Consider the following 15,522-nt stretch of genomic DNA (forward strand, 5'->3'; position numbering starts at 1 on the left):
GTTTCACCGGAGCCACCGTAGTGGCAGAGACGGCCACCGCGGGGGCCGGTTTGCGAGCAGATGCCACGGGTATGGTCGCCGCGTTCGGCTGCCGGTGGCAGGCGGCGCGGTCCGCGCCCGGTACGGCGGCATTCGAGGGAGACGGGGGCCCGGGATGGCGGAGATCGAGGCGACGCGCGGGATGCCGGCCGACAGCATGATCGTGTTCGGGGTGGCGTCCGACGTCGAGCTGATGGACCGGTGGCTGCCGCAGGGGTTGTGGGTCGGCGACGGCGGGTCGGGCACCGTCGAGGCGGGCGGCGAGCTGGTGCCCGGCAGCGGGCGGCACGAGGGGCTGTTCCGCGCCCAGGAGGACCAGCTCCGGGTGGAGTGGGGCGGCCGCGACCACCCCGACTACGCGGGCTGGCTGCAGGTGTCCGACTCGGCGGCCGGCACGAGCGAGGTCACCGTGCACCTGTCGCTGCTCGACGAGCCCGCCTCCAGCGCCAGGGTCGGCGAGGTGCGCGAGCTGCTCGACCGCTCACTCGACCGGCTGGCCGACGAGGTCACCCGCCGGGTCTCCGAGGGCGGCTGAACACCGGTGGGCGGGCGGGGGTGGGCCCGCCCCTCCGGGGGTCAGGCGTCCTCGCGGTCCGGGTTCTCCAGCCGGAAAAAGTTGCTCTGCTTGCCGTCCTTCTTGTGCTCCTGGTAGATGAAGTTCAGTTTCCGCTGGTCGAAGGTCTCGAACCACTCCTCCCAGGTGATCTCCGCCAGGTCGTCGCCGCCGTAGCCGGGGAAGTCGAAGCGGAGCACGCCCGCCCTGCCCTGGTGCTCGGTGCCGGGCACGGTCGCGGGCTTGGCGCCGCGTTCCTGCGCCCACTGCTGGATCACGTCGTGGTCGGTGGTGACGAGACTGCGGCCGGGCCGCTCCTCGTGCTCGTCGGTCGAGGTGACGTGCTGCTCGTACTTGTGCTCGCCCTCGACGGGACGGTTCTGCTGCGACATGACGGCCTGTTCCCCCTGGTAGTCGTGCGGATGACCTGCTCGATACCCAGCCCGGCGCGCTTCTTGCAGACGATCTGTGCCACCACGCTTAAAGGGGCTCGCAAGGTATCCCCTTCAACTTTTGATTATGCGACGTTTAATCACGATTCTTTCCCCCGTACTCGCCGCTCTGATCGCCGCGGCCGGCCTGTCCGGCGCCGCGGAGGCGGCCGCGAACGGCAGGCTCAACGCCTATTACGGTCAGCGCCTGGCCTGGTCGGGGTGCGGCAGCGGGTTCCAGTGCGCGAAATTGACGGTCCCGCTCGACTACGCGAGGCCCGGCGGCCGGCGGATCAGCATCGCCATGGTCCGGCTGCCCGCGACCGGCCGGCGGATCGGCTCGATCGTGCTGAACTTCGGCGGTCCGGGCGGCGCCGGCACGACCATCTTGAAGGCCGACAGGACCGTCATGTCGGCCGCCGTCCGGCAGCACTTCGACGTGGTCAGCTTCGACCCGCGCGGCGTGGGCGCCTCCGCCCCGGTACGCTGCCTGTCCCCCCTCGGCCTGGACGCCTACTTCGCCGCCGACCCCACCCCCGACAACGCGGCCGAGGTCAAGCGGGCCAAGGCGTGGATGAAGATCTTCGCCCAGGGCTGCGCGGCCAACTCCGGCAAGCAGCTGCTCGCGCACGTCGGCACCGGCGAGGTCGCCCGCGACCTGGACGTGATGCGGGCCGCCCTGGGCGAGGCCCGCCTGACCTACTTCGGCTTCTCCTACGGCACCTACCTGGGCGCCCGCTACGCCGACCTGTTCCCCACCCGGATCCGGGCCATGGTGCTCGACGGCGCCGAGGACCCCGGCCAGACGCTCGCCGAGTTCGGCGCGGCGCAGGAGCGGGGGTTCCGGCTGGCGCGCGAGTCGTTCCTGCGCGACTGCTTCCGGGCCAGGAACTGCCCGTTCCCCCGGCACACCGTCGCCGCCGCGACCAGGCGGCTGGAGGCGCTCTACCAGCGGGCCGACCGGGCGCCGCTGCGCAACGACGGCGACAGCAGGCAGGTCAACGAGGCCATCCTGCGGGCGGGCGTCAACCAGGCCATGTACGCCAAGGACAGCTGGCCCTACCTGCGCCAGGCGCTCACCCTCGCCTTCAAGGGCGACGGCACGGCCATGCTCGCCCTGGCCGACGTCAACCACGGACGCCGTCCCGACGGCAGCTACGACAACAGCGGCGAGGCGCTGGCGGCCGTCAACTGCCTGGACCATCCCGAGCAGCGCTGCGCGTACTGGCCGGTCAAGGGCAAGGGGTTCACCAGGAAGGTGCGCGCCCACGGGTCGCCGCCGATCGTGGTGGTGGGCACGACGCGTGACCCGGCAACGCCGTACGAGCTGGCCAGGCGGCTGGCCGGGCAGCTGGAGCACGGCGTGCTGCTGACCCACGACGGCGACGGGCACACGGCGTACAAGGGCGGCTCGTCCTGCCTGGACCGGCAGATCGACCAGTACGTGATCACGGCTCGCGCGCCGCGTCCGGGAGCCTGCGCGAGGCTCTGACGGCGCAGGCCCGTCCCTCACCCGCTCATGGGCGGGTGAGGGACTGGTGACGTTCGGGTCAACCCTGGCCGCGCCTGCGCGGCGGGCACGACCGGGCGGGAGAGATTGGGCGGACGTAGCCGGAAATTCCCGCCCGAGGAGCCCATGGAGTCGCTGCTGGTCCTGCACGCGCTCGCGGCGGTCTGCGCTCCCTGGCTGGCCCGGCGCATGGGACGGGCCTCCTTCCTGCTGCTGGCCGTGGCGCCCGGCGCCGGTTTCGCGTACACGGTGTGGCTGGGGGTGCGGGGGCTGCCGGCGCGGGAGGACACCCGCTGGGCGCCCGCGCTCGGGCTGGAGCTGTCCTTCCGGGCCGACACGCTGACCCTGCTGATGATGGCGCTGGTCACCGGCGTGGGCGTGCTGGTCCTGGTCTACAGCGTGCGCTACTTCCCGGCCGGCGACGACGGCCTGGGCCGCTACGGCGGCGCGATGACCGCCTTCGCCGGGTCGATGCTCGGGCTGGTCACCGCCGACAACCTGCTCCTGCTGTACGTCTTCTGGGAGCTGACCACCGTCTTCTCCTACCTGCTGATCGGCTACCACCCGGAGAGCCGGGCGAGCCGGCGGGCCGCGATGAAGGCGCTGACGGTGACCACGCTGGGCGGGCTGGCGATGCTGGCCGGGTTCGTGGTGGTCGGGCAGGCGGCGGGCACGTACACGCTGTCGGGGGTCGTCGCCCGGCCGCCGCAGGCCGGCCCGCTGGCCGCCGGGCTGGTGCTGGTGCTGGCCGGGGCGTTGTCGAAGTCGGCGATCTTCCCGTTCAGCACGTGGCTGCCGGCCGCGATGGCGGCGCCGACGCCGGTCTCGGCGTACCTGCACGCGGCGGCCATGGTCAAGGCCGGGGTGTACCTGGTGGCCAGGCTCGGGCCGGCGTTCGGGGACGTGCCGCTGTGGCGGGCGGTCGCGGTGCCGCTCGGCGTGCTGACGATGCTGCTGGGCGGCTGGCGGGCGCTGCGCGAGACGGACCTGAAACGGCTGCTGGCCTACGGCACGGTCAGTCAGCTCGGTTTCCTGATCACGCTGTTCGGCGTGGGCACCCGGGGCGCGGCGCTGGCCGGGGTGGGCATGCTGGCCGCGCACGCGTTGTTCAAGGCCGCGCTGTTCCTGGTCGTGGGCGTCGTCGACCACGCGACCGGCACCCGTGAGCTGCGCGAGCTGAGCGGGGTCGGCCGGTCGATGCCGTGGGTGTGCGCGGCCGCGGTGCTGGCGGGGGCGTCGATGGCGGGGCTGCCGCCGTTCGGGGGGTTCGCCGGCAAGGAGGCGGCGCTGGAGGCGCTGCTGGACCGGCCGCTCGTGCTGGCGGGGGTGGTGGCGGGGTCGGCGCTGACGGCGGCGTACACGCTGCGGTTCCTGTGGGGGGCCTTCGCCGCCAAGCCGGGCGTGCCGGCCACGCCGGCGCACCGGACGGCGGCGGCCATGTTCGCGCCCGCCGCGCTGCTGGCGGTGCTCGGCCTGGCGCTGGCGCCCTTCGCCTCCTGGTACGGCGGCGCGATGTCGGGCTACACCGGCACCTTCCGCGACCCCGGCCACGCCACGCACCTGGCGATGTGGGCCGGCCCGTCCCCCGCGCTGCTGCTGTCGGCGGTGGCGCTGGCGGCCGGGGTGCTGCTGTTCCTGGCCAGGGAGCCGGTGGTCAGGGCGGGCGCGGCGCTGCACGTGCTGGACTCGACGCAGATCTTCTGGTCGCTCGTCCGCCGGCTGGACCGGTTCGCCGTCCAGGCCACCGGCTTCGTCCAGCGCGGTTCGCTGCCCGACTACCTGCTGCTCACGCTGGCCGCCACGACCGGCGTCGGCGTGTTCGCCGTCGCCTACGGCGGCGTGCCGCACCTGGACGTGCCGGTCGTCGCCTGGGAGCGCGTGGAGCAGCCGGTGCTGGCGGTCCTGATCACCGCGGCGGCGGCGCTGGCGCTGTTCGCCCGCGCCTACATCCTGCTGGCCGTGGTCGTCGGCGTCATCGGGTACGGCACCGCGCTGCTGTTCCTCGCGCACGGCTCGCCCGACCTGGCGCTGACCCAGTTCCTGGCCGAGACGCTGGCCCTGGTGGTGTTCGCCCTGGTGCTGCGGCGGCTGCCGGTGACCCCGGTCAGGGCCCGGCTGCCGCGGCTGTTCCGGTTCGGGCTCGGGCTGGCCGTGGGCGTGGTGGTGACGGGGGCGGGCATGCTGGCCACCGGCGCGCGCAGCACCTGGGCCGTCGGGTCGCTGATGCCCGCCGCGGCGCGCGAGGCGGGGGCGCGCAACATCGTCAGCGCGATCATCCTGGACATCCGGGCCTGGGACACGCTGGGCGAGAGCACGGTGCTGGTCGTGCTGACGCTGGGCGTGACGAGCCTGGTGTTCCTGCGGCGCAGGACGTACGAGATCGAGCGGGACGACCGCGGCTGGGTGCCGGCCGAGCGCACGCGCTGGTTGTCCTCGACGCTGCCGCGCGGCCAGCGGGCCGTGGCCTTCGAGGTGGCGGCCCGGCTGACCTTCCACACGGTGCTCGTGCTCTCGGTGTTCCTGCTGTTCGTCGGGCACAGCGGGGTCGGCGGCGGGTTCGCCGGCGGCATCGTGGCCGGGCTGGCGATCACCGTGCGCTACCTGGCCGGCGGCCGGTACGAGCTGGCCGCGGCGGTCCCGGTGCACGCGGGCGTGCTGATGGGCGCCGGGCTGACCCTGTCGACCGGCACGGCGCTGGCCGGGCTGCTGTTCGGGCGGGCGGCGCTGGACATGCTGGCGGCCGACGTGCACCTGCCGCTGGTCGGCAGCCTGCACGTGTCCACGGGCCTGCTGTTCGACCTCGGCGTGTACGTCTCGGTCACCGGCATGGTCCAGGACGTGCTGCGCGGCCTCGGCGCCGAGCTGGACCGGCAGATCGAGGCGGAGGAGAGCTCGTGACGATCTCCCTGGCGCCGTTCCTGTGCTGCTGCGTGATGATCACGACCGGCGTGACGCTGCTGCTGGAGCGGAGCCTGGTGCGGGTGCTGGCCGGGGTCGTCGTGCTGGGCAACGGCGTGAACCTGCTGATCGTCACCGCGGGCGGGAACGCCGGCGGGCCGCCCATCCTGGGCAGCACGCCGGTGGCCGACATGGCCGATCCGCTGCCGCAGGCGATGGTGCTCACCGCCATCGTGATCACCCTGGGCGTGACGGCGTTCGTGCTGGCCATGGTGCACCGGTCGTGGCAGCTCACCGGCAGCGACGAGGTCCAGGACGACACCGAGGATCGGCGCGTGCGGCTGCGGGCCAGGCGCGGCGAGCTGAGCCACGCCCTGCGCACCCGGCAGGACGCCTACCGGCGGCTGGTCGTGGAGCAGCGGGCGGAGCTGGCCCGGCTGGAGGCCGAGCAGGCCGAGCGGGAGCGGCTGCAGGAGGCCGACCTGGAACGCCGGATCGCCCGCGTGCACACCGAGCTGGAGGAGTGGATGCGCACCCGGATGGCCGAAGGGCTGTCGGAGGAGGAGCTGCAACGCGGCTTCGAGGAGGCCGGGCAGCGGGACCTGCCGGGCGAGGAGGCCACGGCCGGCGACAACGCCGAGCGCATCGACGAGCTGCGCCGCGAGCACACCCGGCGGCGGGCCGAGCAGGCGGCCGGCGAGCGGGAGCTGCGCCAGCGGATCAAGGCCAGGCAGCGCGACGCCCGCAGGCAGATGCGCTCGGCCATCCGCGCGGAGCGGGCCCGCCAGGCGCTGGCCAACGACCCCGAACTGGAGGGCGACGACTAGTGGCAGGCAGGGGCGGACCCCGTGGGTGACCTGGTCGAGCTGCGCGGGCTGGTGTGCGTGCCGGTGCTGCTGCCGCTGCTGGCGGCCGGGATCAAGCTGGCGATCGGCGGGCGGCTGCGGCACCTGCAGTCGGCCATCAGCCTCACCACGCTGGGCATCTCGCTGGCGGTGTCGGTGCTGCTGCTCGCGCACGCCGACACGGACGGCCCGCTGGTGACCGAGCTGGGCGGCTGGGCCTCGCCGGTCGGGATCTGCCTGGTGGCCGACCGGCTCTCGACGCTGGTGCTGGTGGTGTCGTCGGCGGTGACGCTCTGCGTGATGGTGTACTCGATCGCCAACGCCTACGACGAGGCCGAGCACGACGCGCCGATGGCGATCTTCCATCCGGCGTTCCTGGTCATGGTGGCGGGCGTGGCGGACGCGTTCCTGTCCGGTGACCTGTTCAACCTGTTCGTCGCGTTCGAGATGCTGCTGAGCGGCTCGTACGTGCTGCTGACCTTCGGCGGGACCGAGTCCAGGATGCGGGCGGGGGCCACGTACACGCTGATGGCGCTGGCGTCGTCGATGTTGTTCCTGATCGCGCTGGCGGTGACCTACGGCGCGACGGGCACGTTGTCGATGGCGCAGCTCGCCGAGCGCTTCGGCACGCTGCCCGCGCAGGTCAAGCTGCTGGTCGAGCTGACGCTGCTGCTGGCGTTCGCGATCAAGGCGGCGATCTTCCCGGTGTCGGCGTGGCTGCCGGACTCCTACCCGACCGCGCCCGCGCCGGCCACGGCCGTGTTCGCCGGCCTGCTCACGAAGGTGGGCGTGTACGCGATCATCCGGCTGGAGGCGCTGCTGTTCCCCGGCGGGCCGGTCTCCACGCTGCTGATGGCGGTGGCGCTGGCCACGATGCTGGCCGGCGTGCTGGGCGCGGTGGCGCAGACCGACATCAAGCGCATGTTGTCCTTCACGCTGGTCAGCCACATCGGCTACATGGTGTTCGGGGTGGCGCTGTCGACGGTGGCGGGCCTGGCGGGCGCGGTGTTCTACATCGTCCACCACATCACCGTGCAGACGAGCCTGTTCCTGGTGACGGGGCTGATCGAGCGGCGCACCGGCACCACGTCGGTCAACCGGCTGGGCGGGCTGATGAGGACCGCGCCGGTGCTGGGCGTGCTGTTCTTCGTGCCCGCGATGAACCTGTCGGGCATCCCGCCGATGTCGGGGTTCCTGGGCAAGCTGCTGCTGGTGCAGGCGGGCCTGGACCAGGGCGGCCCGGCGGCGCTCGTGCTGGTGGCGGGCGGGCTGCTCACCAGCCTGCTGACGCTGTACGCGATCGCGAAGACGTGGGGCAAGGCGTTCTGGCGGGCGCCGCGCGAGGAGCGGCTGGGCCAGGTGATGGAGAGCGAGGAGGCGACGGGTGAGGAGCCGGTGGTGACGACGACGGCGCTGCCGCCCGTGCTGCTGGGCGCGACGGCGGCGCTGGTGGCGCTGGGGTTGTCGTTCACGGTGCTGGCCGGGCCGCTGGCGGCGCTGACGCAGCGGGTGGCCACGGAGCTGAGCGAGCGGCAGACGTACATCACCGCGGTGCTGGGGACGCGGCGGTGAGCGCCGGGCTGCTCGCGCCGCGGCTGTTCGGCCGGCGGGTGCCGCTGCCGCTGGTGGCGTGGCTGACGCTGGTGTGGGTGACGCTGTGGGGCGAGTTGTCGGCGGGGAACGTGCTGGGCGGGCTGGCGACCGCGCTGGTGGTGACGTGGCTGCTGCCGCTGCCCGTCCTGGACCCGGGGATCAGGGTGCGGCCGCTGCCGCTGGCGCGGTTCCTGCTGTGGTTCGGGTGGGACATGCTGCTCTCGACCGTGCGGGTGGTGGCGTGGGTGGTGCGGCCCGGCGAGCCGCCCACGCAGCTGGTCCTGGTGCGGCTGCGCACGTCGTCGGAGTCGATGACCGTGATGATCATGGTGGCGCTGTCCACGATGCCGGGGAGCCTGGTGGTGGAGGCGTACATGGACAGGAGAGAGCTGATGCTGCACGTGCTGGGGCTGGCCGGCGAGGGCGTCCCGGACGCGGTCCGCAGGGACCTGGCCGCGCTGGAGTCGCGCATCGTGGCCGCGTTCGGCACCCGCGCCGACCGGGAGGAGCTGCGGTGAGCGCGGTGTACCTGGTGACGATCGCGCTGCTCGGCGGCGGGGCGGCGGCCGCGTTGTGGCGGGTGGGGCGCGGGCCGTCGATGCTGGACCGCGCGGTCGCCCTCGACGTGCTGACGTCGCTGGCGATGTGCGCGGTGGGGCTGTTCGCGGTGGTCAGGGACGACTACTCCGACCTGCCGGTGCTCCAGGTGCTGTCGTTGCTGGGGTTCGTGGGGTCGGTGTCGCTGGCCCGGTTCTTCCCGGGGCGGTCGGGGTGAGCGTCATGGACGGCGTGATGGAGGTCGGGGCGGCGGTCTGCCTGGTGCTGGGGGCCGTGCTGGCGTTGTCGGCGGGCGCCGGGCTGGTGCGCTTCCGCACGACGCTCGACCGCATGCACGCCGGCACCAAGCCGCAGGTGCTCGGCGTGCTGCTGGTGCTGGCCGCGATGTGGCTGCACCGGCCCACCTGGTGGAACGCCGGGCCGCTGCTGATCGTGGGGGCCTCGCAGGTGATCACCGTGTCGGTGGCGGCGTACATGGTGGGGCGGGCGGCCTACTCGCGTCAGTCGTCGCGGGACGAGACCGAGATGCCGCCCTCGGAGGAGGACTGATCGCCCCTGCGGTCGAGGGCGGGCTGGCCGAACCAGGTCCAGGCGGCCAGCCCGGCCAGGATGCCGGCGGTGACCCAGGCCAGGGTGGAGTGGAACAGGTAGTCGATCACCAGCATGGTGGCCGTGGTCATCGACACCACCAGGGCGAGCGCTCCTAACAGGCCGTAGGTGTTGGACCGGCGTACCAGCCTCTCCTTGTGGCCCTGCCGGAACAGCACGCGGTGCTGGGCGGTCGGCGCGATGTAGCAGATCGACGCGACGGCGGCGCTGACCAGCGCGGCGAAGTAGAGCCAGCGGTCGGTCTGGTCCAGCTTGACGAAGCCGGGCGAGAAGGGGACGGTCAGCAGGAACGCGAACAGCACCTGCACGCCGGTCACCGCGACGCGGGCGCCCTGCAGCAGTTCGACGAAGTTGCGGTCGGCGCGTTCCTCGTGCGACTCGTTCTTCACTCGGCCTCCTTGTCGGGTGTTCTCCTCTTCCTTGGCGGAGGCCGGTCGAAACATGAATGGTCGAGTTCAGGCGAGGATCTTGGCGGGGGTGATGGGCAGGTCGCGCACCCGCCGGCCGGTGGCGTGGTGAACGGCGTTGCCGATCGCGGCGGCGGCGCCCACGATGCCGATCTCGCCGATGCCCTTGGAGCCCATCGGGTTGAGCAGGCCGTCCTGCTCGTCGATCCAGACGGCCTCGATCGCCGGCACGTCGGCGCAGGCCGGCACGTGGTACTGGGCCAGGTCGCGGCGCAGGAAGCCGCCGAACTCGTCGTCGGTCAGCGTCTCCTCCATCAGCGCCATCCCCACGCCCATGGTCATGCCGCCGACGAACTGCGACCTGGCCAGCCTGGCGTCCAGGATGCGGCCGGCGGCGAACACGCCGAGCAGGCGCGACAGGCGGATCTCGCCCGTCACGGAGCTGACCCTGACCTCGGCGAACTGGGCGCCGAAGGCGTGCCTGGCCAGCTCCTCGTCGGCCTTGACCTCCTCGGTGGTGTCGGCGGACCCCTCGCCGCCGTCGGCCCGCAGCGCCTCGCAGGCCCGTACGACGGCCGAGCCCCACGACGCCGTGCCCATCGAGCCGCCCGCGACGGGGGCGGTGGGCAGGTCGCTGTCGCCGAGCTCGACGTGCACCCGGCCGGGGGCGACGCCGAGGCAGTCGGCCGCGATCCTGGTGAGCACGGTCCGGGCGCCGGTGCCGATGTCCGCGGCGGCCACCCGGATGACGAAGTCGCCGTCGCGCACGGTCGCGGTGGCCTGCGACGGGCCGCGCCTGGCCGGGTAGGTGGAGGCGGCCACGCCGGTGCCGACCAGCCACTCCCCCTCGCGCCTGACGCCGGGCGCCGGGTCGCGGCGGTCCCAGCCGAAGCGGCGGGCGCCCTCGCGCAGGCAGGTCACCAGGCTGCGCGAGCTGAACGGCAGCCCGCCGTCCGGCTCGGTCGTGGGCTCGTTGCGGATGCGCAGCTCGACGGGGTCGATCCCGGCCGCCTCGGCCAGCTCGTCCATCGCCGACTCCAGGGCGTACATGCCGGGGCACTCGCCGGGGGCGCGCATCCAGGACGGGGTGGCGACGTCGAGGCGGACGAGCCGGTGCGCGGTGCGCAGCGCGGGCGTGGCGTACATGACGCGGGCCGGGGTGGCGGCCTGCTCGGCGAACTCGACGAGCCTGCTGGACTGCACGTACGCCGTGTGCTCGACCGCGGTGAGCCGGCCCTCGGCGTCCGCGCCGAGCCGCAGCCGCTGGACGGTGGGGGTGCGGTAGCCGGTGAGGTCGAACATCTGCTGCCGGGTGAAGACCACCTTGACCGGACGCCCGGCGGCCCGCGCGGCCAGGGCGGCGAGCACGGCGTTCGGCCTGGTGGTGCCCTTGGAGCCGAAGCCGCCGCCGACGTGCCTGGACACCACGCGCACCTGCTCGGCGGGCAGGCCGAGGGTCTTGGCGATGCTGTCCCGGTCGCCGCTGGCGCCCTGGGTCGAGTCGTAGACCAGCAGCCGGCCGTCGTCGGCCCACACGGCCACCGCGGCGTGCGGCTCCATCGCGTTGTTGTGCAGGGGCGGCGTCGTGTACGTCACGTCCACGGCCGACGCGGCGGCGGCCAGCCCGGCCTCCACGTCGCCCTTGCCGGTGTCGGGCGGCAGGTTCGGGTTGACCACCTCGGGCCGGTAGAGGTCCGGGTGGTCGGCGCGCAGCCGCACGTCGTGGGCCTGCGGCTCATAGGCGACGCGGACGGCGTCGGCGGCGGCGCGGGCCTGGTCGTAGGTGCCGGCGACGACGGCGGCCACGAGCTGGCCCCGGTAGACGACGTCCCGGGAGCGGAACAGCGCCAGCTCGGGGTCGGCGTCCTCGGCCAGGTCGGGCGGGTCCGCGACGGACAGCACGGCGAGCACGCCCGGCATGGCCAGCGCCTGCCCGGCGTCCACCCCGGTCACCCGGCCCCTGGCGACCGTGGACTGCACCGGGTAGCAGTAGGCGACGTCCTCGACCGGGTACTCGGCGGCGTACGTGGCCAGCCCCGTGACCTTGACGCGCCCCTCGATGCGGTTCACGGCGTCAGCTCCTCCAGCGTGCGGACGATCAGGTTGCGCGCCAGCGGCAGCTTGAACGCGTTGCGCGGCAGCGGGCGGGCCTGGTCGAGCTCGGCCTCGGCGGCCCGCAGGTACGCCTCCCCCGTGGCGGGGCCGCCGATGATCTCCCGTTCGGCGCGTTCGGCCCGCCAGGGCGCGTGGGCCACGCCGCCGAGCGCGATGCGGCAGCCGGTCACCACGCCGTCCCAGCGCACGTCGAGCACGGCGGCGATGGACACCAGCGCGAACGCGAACGAGGCCCGCTCGCGCACCTTGCGGTAGAGGGAGGCGCCCGGCGGCGGCGCGGGCAGCTCGACGGCGGTGATCAGCATGCCGGGTTCGAGCACGGTGTCGCGCTCGGGCTCGTCGCCGGGCAGGCGGTGCAGGCCGGGCATGGGGATGATCCGGTCGCCGGCCGGGCCGGTGACGTGCACCTCGGCGTCGAGCGCGGCCAGCGCCACGGCCATGTCCGAGGGGTGGGTGGCCACGCAGGCGTCGGAGGCGCCGAGCACGGCCAGGTTGCTGTGGTCGCCCGCGATCGCGGGGCAGCCGGTGCCGGGCTCGCGCTTGTTGCACGGCCTGGTGACGTCCTGGAAGTAGGGGCAGCGGGTGCGTTGCAGCAGGTTGCCGGCCACCGTGGCCATGTTCCTGACCTGGCCGGACGCGCCGGTCAGCACGGCCCTGGCGAGCATCGGGTAGCGGGCGCGGACGAGCGGGTCGGCCGCCAGGTCGCTGTTGCGCACCGCCGCGCCGATCCGCAGCCGGTCGCGTACGGGCTCGACGGCGTCCAGCGGCAGGCGGCTGACGTCCACCAGGTGGTCGGGGGCGGCCACGCCGAGGCGCATGAGGTCGACCAGGTTGGTGCCGCCGCCCAGGTACATCGTGCCGGGGCCGTACCGGCCGACCGCGTCCGACGGGCTCTGGGCGCGGACGTAGTCGAACGGCTTCACCGGGCCACCTCGCCGATCGCGGCCACGATGCCGGGATAGGCGCCGCACCGGCACAGGTTGCCGCTCATGCGTTCCCTGATCTCCTCGGGCGTCAGGTCCGGGTCGAGGAGGAGGTCGGCGGTGACGGCGCTCGGCCCGGGCTCGCCCAGCATGCCGACCGCCGAGCAGAGCTGGCCGGGCGTGCAGTAGCCGCACTGGAAGGCGTCGTGCTCGATGAACGCGGCCTGCAGCGGATGCAACTGCTCGCCCGCGGCCAGCCCCTCGACGGTGACGATCTCGCTGCCGTCCACCGCCACGGCCAGCGCCAGGCAGGAGTTGGCCCGGCGGCCGTCGATGAGCACCGTGCACGCGCCGCACTGGCCGTGGTCGCAGCCCTTCTTGGAGCCGGTCAGGCCGAGCCGTTCGCGCAGCAGGTCGAGCAAGGAGATCCTGGGGTCGACGGCCACGGTGTGCGGCACGCCGTTCACCTGCAGGGTGATGTCCATAGGCGCACGCCTACCCGGCCACCGCCGGGGGCAACCACGGGCTCGGACATCTCGGGGTAAAGGTGACGGAGTCCAGGTGTCGGGCCGCGGGCGGCGGGTAGCCGGGGAGAGGAGTCGGGCCGCGGAGGGGTGCATGGGGCGAGCGTTCGACGAGCAGGTGGCGGAGTCCGAGGCGGTGCTCACCGTCAACGCGGGCTCGTCGAGCCTGCGCCTCGACCTGGTGCAGGGCGGCTGCGTGCTGGACAGCGCGCACGCCGAGCGGGCCGCCGACCCCGGCTCGGCGCGCGAGGAGCTGGCGGCGTTCCTGGGCGGCCACTTCGACCGCGACATCCGCGCGGTGGCGCACCGGCTGGTGCACGGCGGCGACGTCGTCCGCGCGCCCACGGTCGCCGACGACGAGACCGTCGAGGCGCTGCGCGGCGTCGTGAGCCTGGCGCCGCTGCACCTGCCGCCCGCGCTGGCGCTGCTGGAGGCGGCCCGCGAGCAGCTTCCCGCCGTGCCGCACGTGCTCTGCCCCGACACGGCCTTCCACGCCGGCCTGCCCGACGCCGCCGCGGTCTACGCCCTGCCGCGCGAGTGGCGCGACCGGTACGGCCTGCGCCGCTACGGCTTCCACGGCCTGTCCTACGCCTGGACCGCCGACCGGGTGGCCGAGCTGCTCGGCCGGCCGCTCGCCGACCTGGAGCTGGTGCTGACCCACCTGGGCGGCGGCTCGTCGGTGTGCGCGGTGTCGGGCGGGCGCAGCGTGGACACCTCGATGGGGTTCACCCCGCTGGACGGCGTCCCGATGAGCAAGCGCTCGGGCAGCGTCGATCCCGGGATGCTGATGTGGCTGCTGTCGCAGGGCCACCTGTCGGCCGAGGAACTGGGCGAGGGCCTGCAACGCCGGTCCGGGCTGCTCGGGCTGTCCGGCGGCCGCTCGGGCGACACCCGCGAGCTGGTCGAGGCCGAACGCGCCGGCGACGCCGAGGCCGCCCTGGCCCTGGAGGTGTTCTGCCACCGGGTGAGCCGGGAGATCGCCGCCGCCGCCACGTCGCTGTCCAGGATCGACGCGCTGGTGTTCACCGGCGAGATCGGCTGGGACCAGCCCGAGGTGCGCGAGGCGGTCTGCCGCCGGCTCGGGCTGCTCGGCGTCGAGCCGCCCGAGTCCGGCAACCGGCACGACGACGGCCCGGTCAGCGGGCCGGGCGCCGCCGTGCCCGTCCTGGTCGTCCAGGTGCGCGAGGAGCTCCAGCTCGCCCGCGAATGCCTGGGCGTCTTCCGGCCGGCAGAGGAGGACGGCTATGGATGACGTCACCCGCTCGGCGCTGCGGCTGTCGGGCGAACAGGACCTCGACCCGCTGCTCGACCGCGTCGGCGAGGCCGGTCTCGTGCTGATCGGCGAGGCCAGTCACGGCACCCACGACTTCTACACCTGGCGGGCCGCGCTCACCCGCCGCCTGATCGCCGAGAAGGGCTTCGGGTTCGTCGCCGTCGAGGGCGACTGGCCCGACTGCGAGCGCGTCCACCGCGCGGTCACCCGCGACGGCGAGGACCCCTTCGACGCCCTGTACGCCTACCAGCGCTGGCCCGCGTTCATGTGGGCCAACGAGGAGGTCGCCGAGTTCTGCCGCTGGCTGCGCCGCTGGAACGCGGCCCTGCCGCCGCAGGAGCGCGTCGGCTTCCACGGCCTCGACGTCTACAGCCTCTGGGAGTCCCTGCGCGCCGTGCGCCGCTACGCCGCCGACCACCTGCCCGGCCAGCTCGACACGGTGATGGAGGCCCTGTACTGCTTCGAGTCCTACGGCCACGACCCGCAGCGCTACGGCCTGGAGACCCGCCTGGTCCCCGACTCCTGCGAGAACGAGGTCGTGGAGCTGCTCAGGGCGGTCGTGGCGGCCGCGCCCGCCGACGAGAACGGCTTCGAGGCCCGGCAGAACGCCGAGGTCGTGGCCGGGGCCGAGAACTACTACCGGACCATGGTCGGCGGCGGCCCCGATTCGTGGAACGTCAGGGACGTGCACATGGCCGACACCCTGGACCGGCTGACCGCCTTCTACGGGACCAAGGGCGTGGTGTGGGCGCACAACACGCACGTCGGCGACGCCCGCGCCACCGACATGGCCGCCGCCGGCATGACCAACCTCGGCCAGTTGGCCCGCGAGCGGCACGGCGAGGACGTCGTCCTGGTCGGCTTCGGCGGCTACCGGGGGACGGTGGTGGCCGGGGCGAGCTGGGGCACGCGGGCGCACGTCATGCCCGTCCCGCCGGCCCGGCCCGGATCGCTGGAGGCGCTGCTGCACGACGCGCTCGGCGGCGAGCGCGCCCTGTTCGTGACGCCCCCGCGGCCCCGTCCGCGCTGGTTCGACCAGTCGCTGGACCACCGCGCGATCGGCGTCGTCTACCGGCCCGAGCGCGAGAAGTGGGGCAACTACGTGCCCACCGCGCTCGGCGACCGCTACGACGCCTTCATCTGGCTGGACGTGACCGAGGCCCTGCACCCGCTGCACGCCGAGCCGTGGGACGACGTCGAGCCGGAGACCTATCCCAGCGCCATGTGACGGACTGTCGGTGGCG

Annotated in this window: 15 protein-coding genes; 10 read left to right on the forward strand and 5 right to left on the reverse strand. The window is 73.9% G+C overall.

Annotation, left to right across the window (positions count from 1 at the left end; translation table 11 throughout):
* The first annotated feature begins 154 nt into the window (after positions 1–154).
* Positions 155–574 carry an SRPBCC family protein gene (locus ACFYYW_RS22845; RefSeq protein ID WP_387651208.1) on the forward strand — a complete coding sequence of 140 codons (420 nt, stop codon included), beginning with the start codon at positions 155–157 and terminating at the stop codon, positions 572–574.
* 41 nt (positions 575–615) lie between these two features.
* Here ACFYYW_RS22845 and ACFYYW_RS22850 read toward each other — a convergent pair whose 3' ends face one another.
* On the reverse strand, positions 616–984 hold the full coding sequence (locus ACFYYW_RS22850) for a hypothetical protein (RefSeq protein ID WP_364417081.1): 369 nt from the start codon (positions 982–984) through the stop codon (positions 616–618).
* A gap of 127 nt (positions 985–1,111) precedes the next feature.
* On the opposite strand from ACFYYW_RS22850, the gene ACFYYW_RS22855 reads away from it, so the two are divergent.
* The 7 genes from ACFYYW_RS22855 to ACFYYW_RS22885 all read left to right on the forward strand — a co-directional run bounded on the left by ACFYYW_RS22855 (position 1,112) and on the right by ACFYYW_RS22885 (position 8,976).
* Positions 1,112–2,515: an alpha/beta hydrolase gene (locus ACFYYW_RS22855; protein WP_387651211.1), complete on the forward strand. Its 1,404-nt coding sequence runs from the start codon at positions 1,112–1,114 to the stop codon at positions 2,513–2,515.
* Between the two features lie 144 nt (positions 2,516–2,659).
* Complete coding sequence (locus ACFYYW_RS22860; RefSeq protein ID WP_387651213.1) at positions 2,660–5,431, forward strand: Na+/H+ antiporter subunit A; 2,772 nt, start codon at positions 2,660–2,662, stop codon at positions 5,429–5,431.
* Positions 5,428–6,258, forward strand: a complete 831-nt coding sequence (locus ACFYYW_RS22865) for a Na(+)/H(+) antiporter subunit C (protein ID WP_364417087.1) — start codon at positions 5,428–5,430, stop codon at positions 6,256–6,258. The genes ACFYYW_RS22860 and ACFYYW_RS22865 overlap by 4 nt, the downstream gene beginning before the upstream one ends.
* Positions 6,259–6,279: 21 nt before the next feature.
* Positions 6,280–7,848 carry a Na+/H+ antiporter subunit D gene (locus ACFYYW_RS22870; protein ID WP_387651216.1) on the forward strand — a complete coding sequence of 523 codons (1,569 nt, stop codon included), beginning with the start codon at positions 6,280–6,282 and terminating at the stop codon, positions 7,846–7,848.
* Positions 7,845–8,387 carry a Na+/H+ antiporter subunit E gene (locus ACFYYW_RS22875; RefSeq protein ID WP_387651218.1) on the forward strand — a complete coding sequence of 181 codons (543 nt, stop codon included), beginning with the start codon at positions 7,845–7,847 and terminating at the stop codon, positions 8,385–8,387. The genes ACFYYW_RS22870 and ACFYYW_RS22875 overlap by 4 nt, the downstream gene beginning before the upstream one ends.
* Entirely contained in the window at positions 8,384–8,644 is a 261-nt protein-coding gene (locus tag ACFYYW_RS22880; RefSeq protein WP_352351365.1) for a monovalent cation/H+ antiporter complex subunit F, read from the forward strand. The genes ACFYYW_RS22875 and ACFYYW_RS22880 overlap by 4 nt, the downstream gene beginning before the upstream one ends.
* A 5-nt stretch (positions 8,645–8,649) precedes the next feature.
* Positions 8,650–8,976, forward strand: coding sequence for a cation:proton antiporter (locus ACFYYW_RS22885; protein ID WP_387651221.1), 327 nt, complete (start codon positions 8,650–8,652; stop codon positions 8,974–8,976).
* On the opposite strand, the gene ACFYYW_RS22890 is transcribed toward ACFYYW_RS22885, so the two are convergent.
* From ACFYYW_RS22890 to ACFYYW_RS22905, 4 genes are all read right to left on the reverse strand, one after another.
* Complete coding sequence (locus ACFYYW_RS22890; protein WP_352327547.1) at positions 8,928–9,425, reverse strand: DUF6328 family protein; 498 nt, start codon at positions 9,423–9,425, stop codon at positions 8,928–8,930. The two genes, ACFYYW_RS22885 and ACFYYW_RS22890, sit on opposite strands and share 49 nt — an antisense overlap.
* Before the next feature lie 66 nt (positions 9,426–9,491).
* Entirely contained in the window at positions 9,492–11,513 is a 2,022-nt protein-coding gene (locus tag ACFYYW_RS22895) for a xanthine dehydrogenase family protein molybdopterin-binding subunit (protein WP_387651224.1), read from the reverse strand.
* Positions 11,510–12,481 (reverse strand): FAD binding domain-containing protein, encoded by a 972-nt coding sequence (locus tag ACFYYW_RS22900; RefSeq protein ID WP_387651226.1) that lies wholly within the window; start codon positions 12,479–12,481, stop codon positions 11,510–11,512. The genes ACFYYW_RS22895 and ACFYYW_RS22900 overlap by 4 nt, the downstream gene beginning before the upstream one ends.
* Positions 12,478–12,966 carry a 2Fe-2S iron-sulfur cluster-binding protein gene (locus ACFYYW_RS22905; RefSeq protein WP_352327550.1) on the reverse strand — a complete coding sequence of 163 codons (489 nt, stop codon included), beginning with the start codon at positions 12,964–12,966 and terminating at the stop codon, positions 12,478–12,480. The genes ACFYYW_RS22900 and ACFYYW_RS22905 overlap by 4 nt, the downstream gene beginning before the upstream one ends.
* A gap of 133 nt (positions 12,967–13,099) precedes the next feature.
* Between ACFYYW_RS22905 and ACFYYW_RS22910 the strand changes: the two genes are divergently transcribed.
* Together ACFYYW_RS22910 and ACFYYW_RS22915 are read left to right on the forward strand one after the other, a co-directional pair.
* Complete coding sequence (locus tag ACFYYW_RS22910) at positions 13,100–14,257, forward strand: acetate/propionate family kinase (protein ID WP_387651229.1); 1,158 nt, start codon at positions 13,100–13,102, stop codon at positions 14,255–14,257.
* Positions 14,250–15,506, forward strand: a complete 1,257-nt coding sequence (locus ACFYYW_RS22915; protein ID WP_387651232.1) for an erythromycin esterase family protein — start codon at positions 14,250–14,252, stop codon at positions 15,504–15,506. The genes ACFYYW_RS22910 and ACFYYW_RS22915 overlap by 8 nt, the downstream gene beginning before the upstream one ends.
* Positions 15,507–15,522 lie beyond the last annotated feature (16 nt).

The organism is Nonomuraea sp. NPDC001831 (assembly GCF_042892035.1).
Lineage (GTDB): Bacteria > Actinomycetota > Actinomycetes > Streptosporangiales > Streptosporangiaceae > Nonomuraea.

Bases quoted from the DNA above. Each gene is read 5' to 3' on its own strand.
- ACFYYW_RS22845 (WP_387651208.1), top strand. From the start codon at position 155: ATGGCGGAGATCGAGGCGACGCGCGGGATGCCGGCCGACAGCATGATC.
- ACFYYW_RS22850 (WP_364417081.1), bottom strand. From the start codon at position 984: ATGTCGCAGCAGAACCGTCCCGTCGAGGGCGAGCACAAGTACGAGCAG.
- ACFYYW_RS22855 (WP_387651211.1), top strand. From the start codon at position 1,112: ATGCGACGTTTAATCACGATTCTTTCCCCCGTACTCGCCGCTCTGATC.
- ACFYYW_RS22860 (WP_387651213.1), top strand. From the start codon at position 2,660: ATGGAGTCGCTGCTGGTCCTGCACGCGCTCGCGGCGGTCTGCGCTCCC.
- ACFYYW_RS22885 (WP_387651221.1), top strand. From the start codon at position 8,650: ATGGACGGCGTGATGGAGGTCGGGGCGGCGGTCTGCCTGGTGCTGGGG.
- ACFYYW_RS22905 (WP_352327550.1), bottom strand. From the start codon at position 12,966: ATGGACATCACCCTGCAGGTGAACGGCGTGCCGCACACCGTGGCCGTC.
- ACFYYW_RS22910 (WP_387651229.1), top strand. From the start codon at position 13,100: ATGGGGCGAGCGTTCGACGAGCAGGTGGCGGAGTCCGAGGCGGTGCTC.
- ACFYYW_RS22915 (WP_387651232.1), top strand. From the start codon at position 14,250: ATGGATGACGTCACCCGCTCGGCGCTGCGGCTGTCGGGCGAACAGGAC.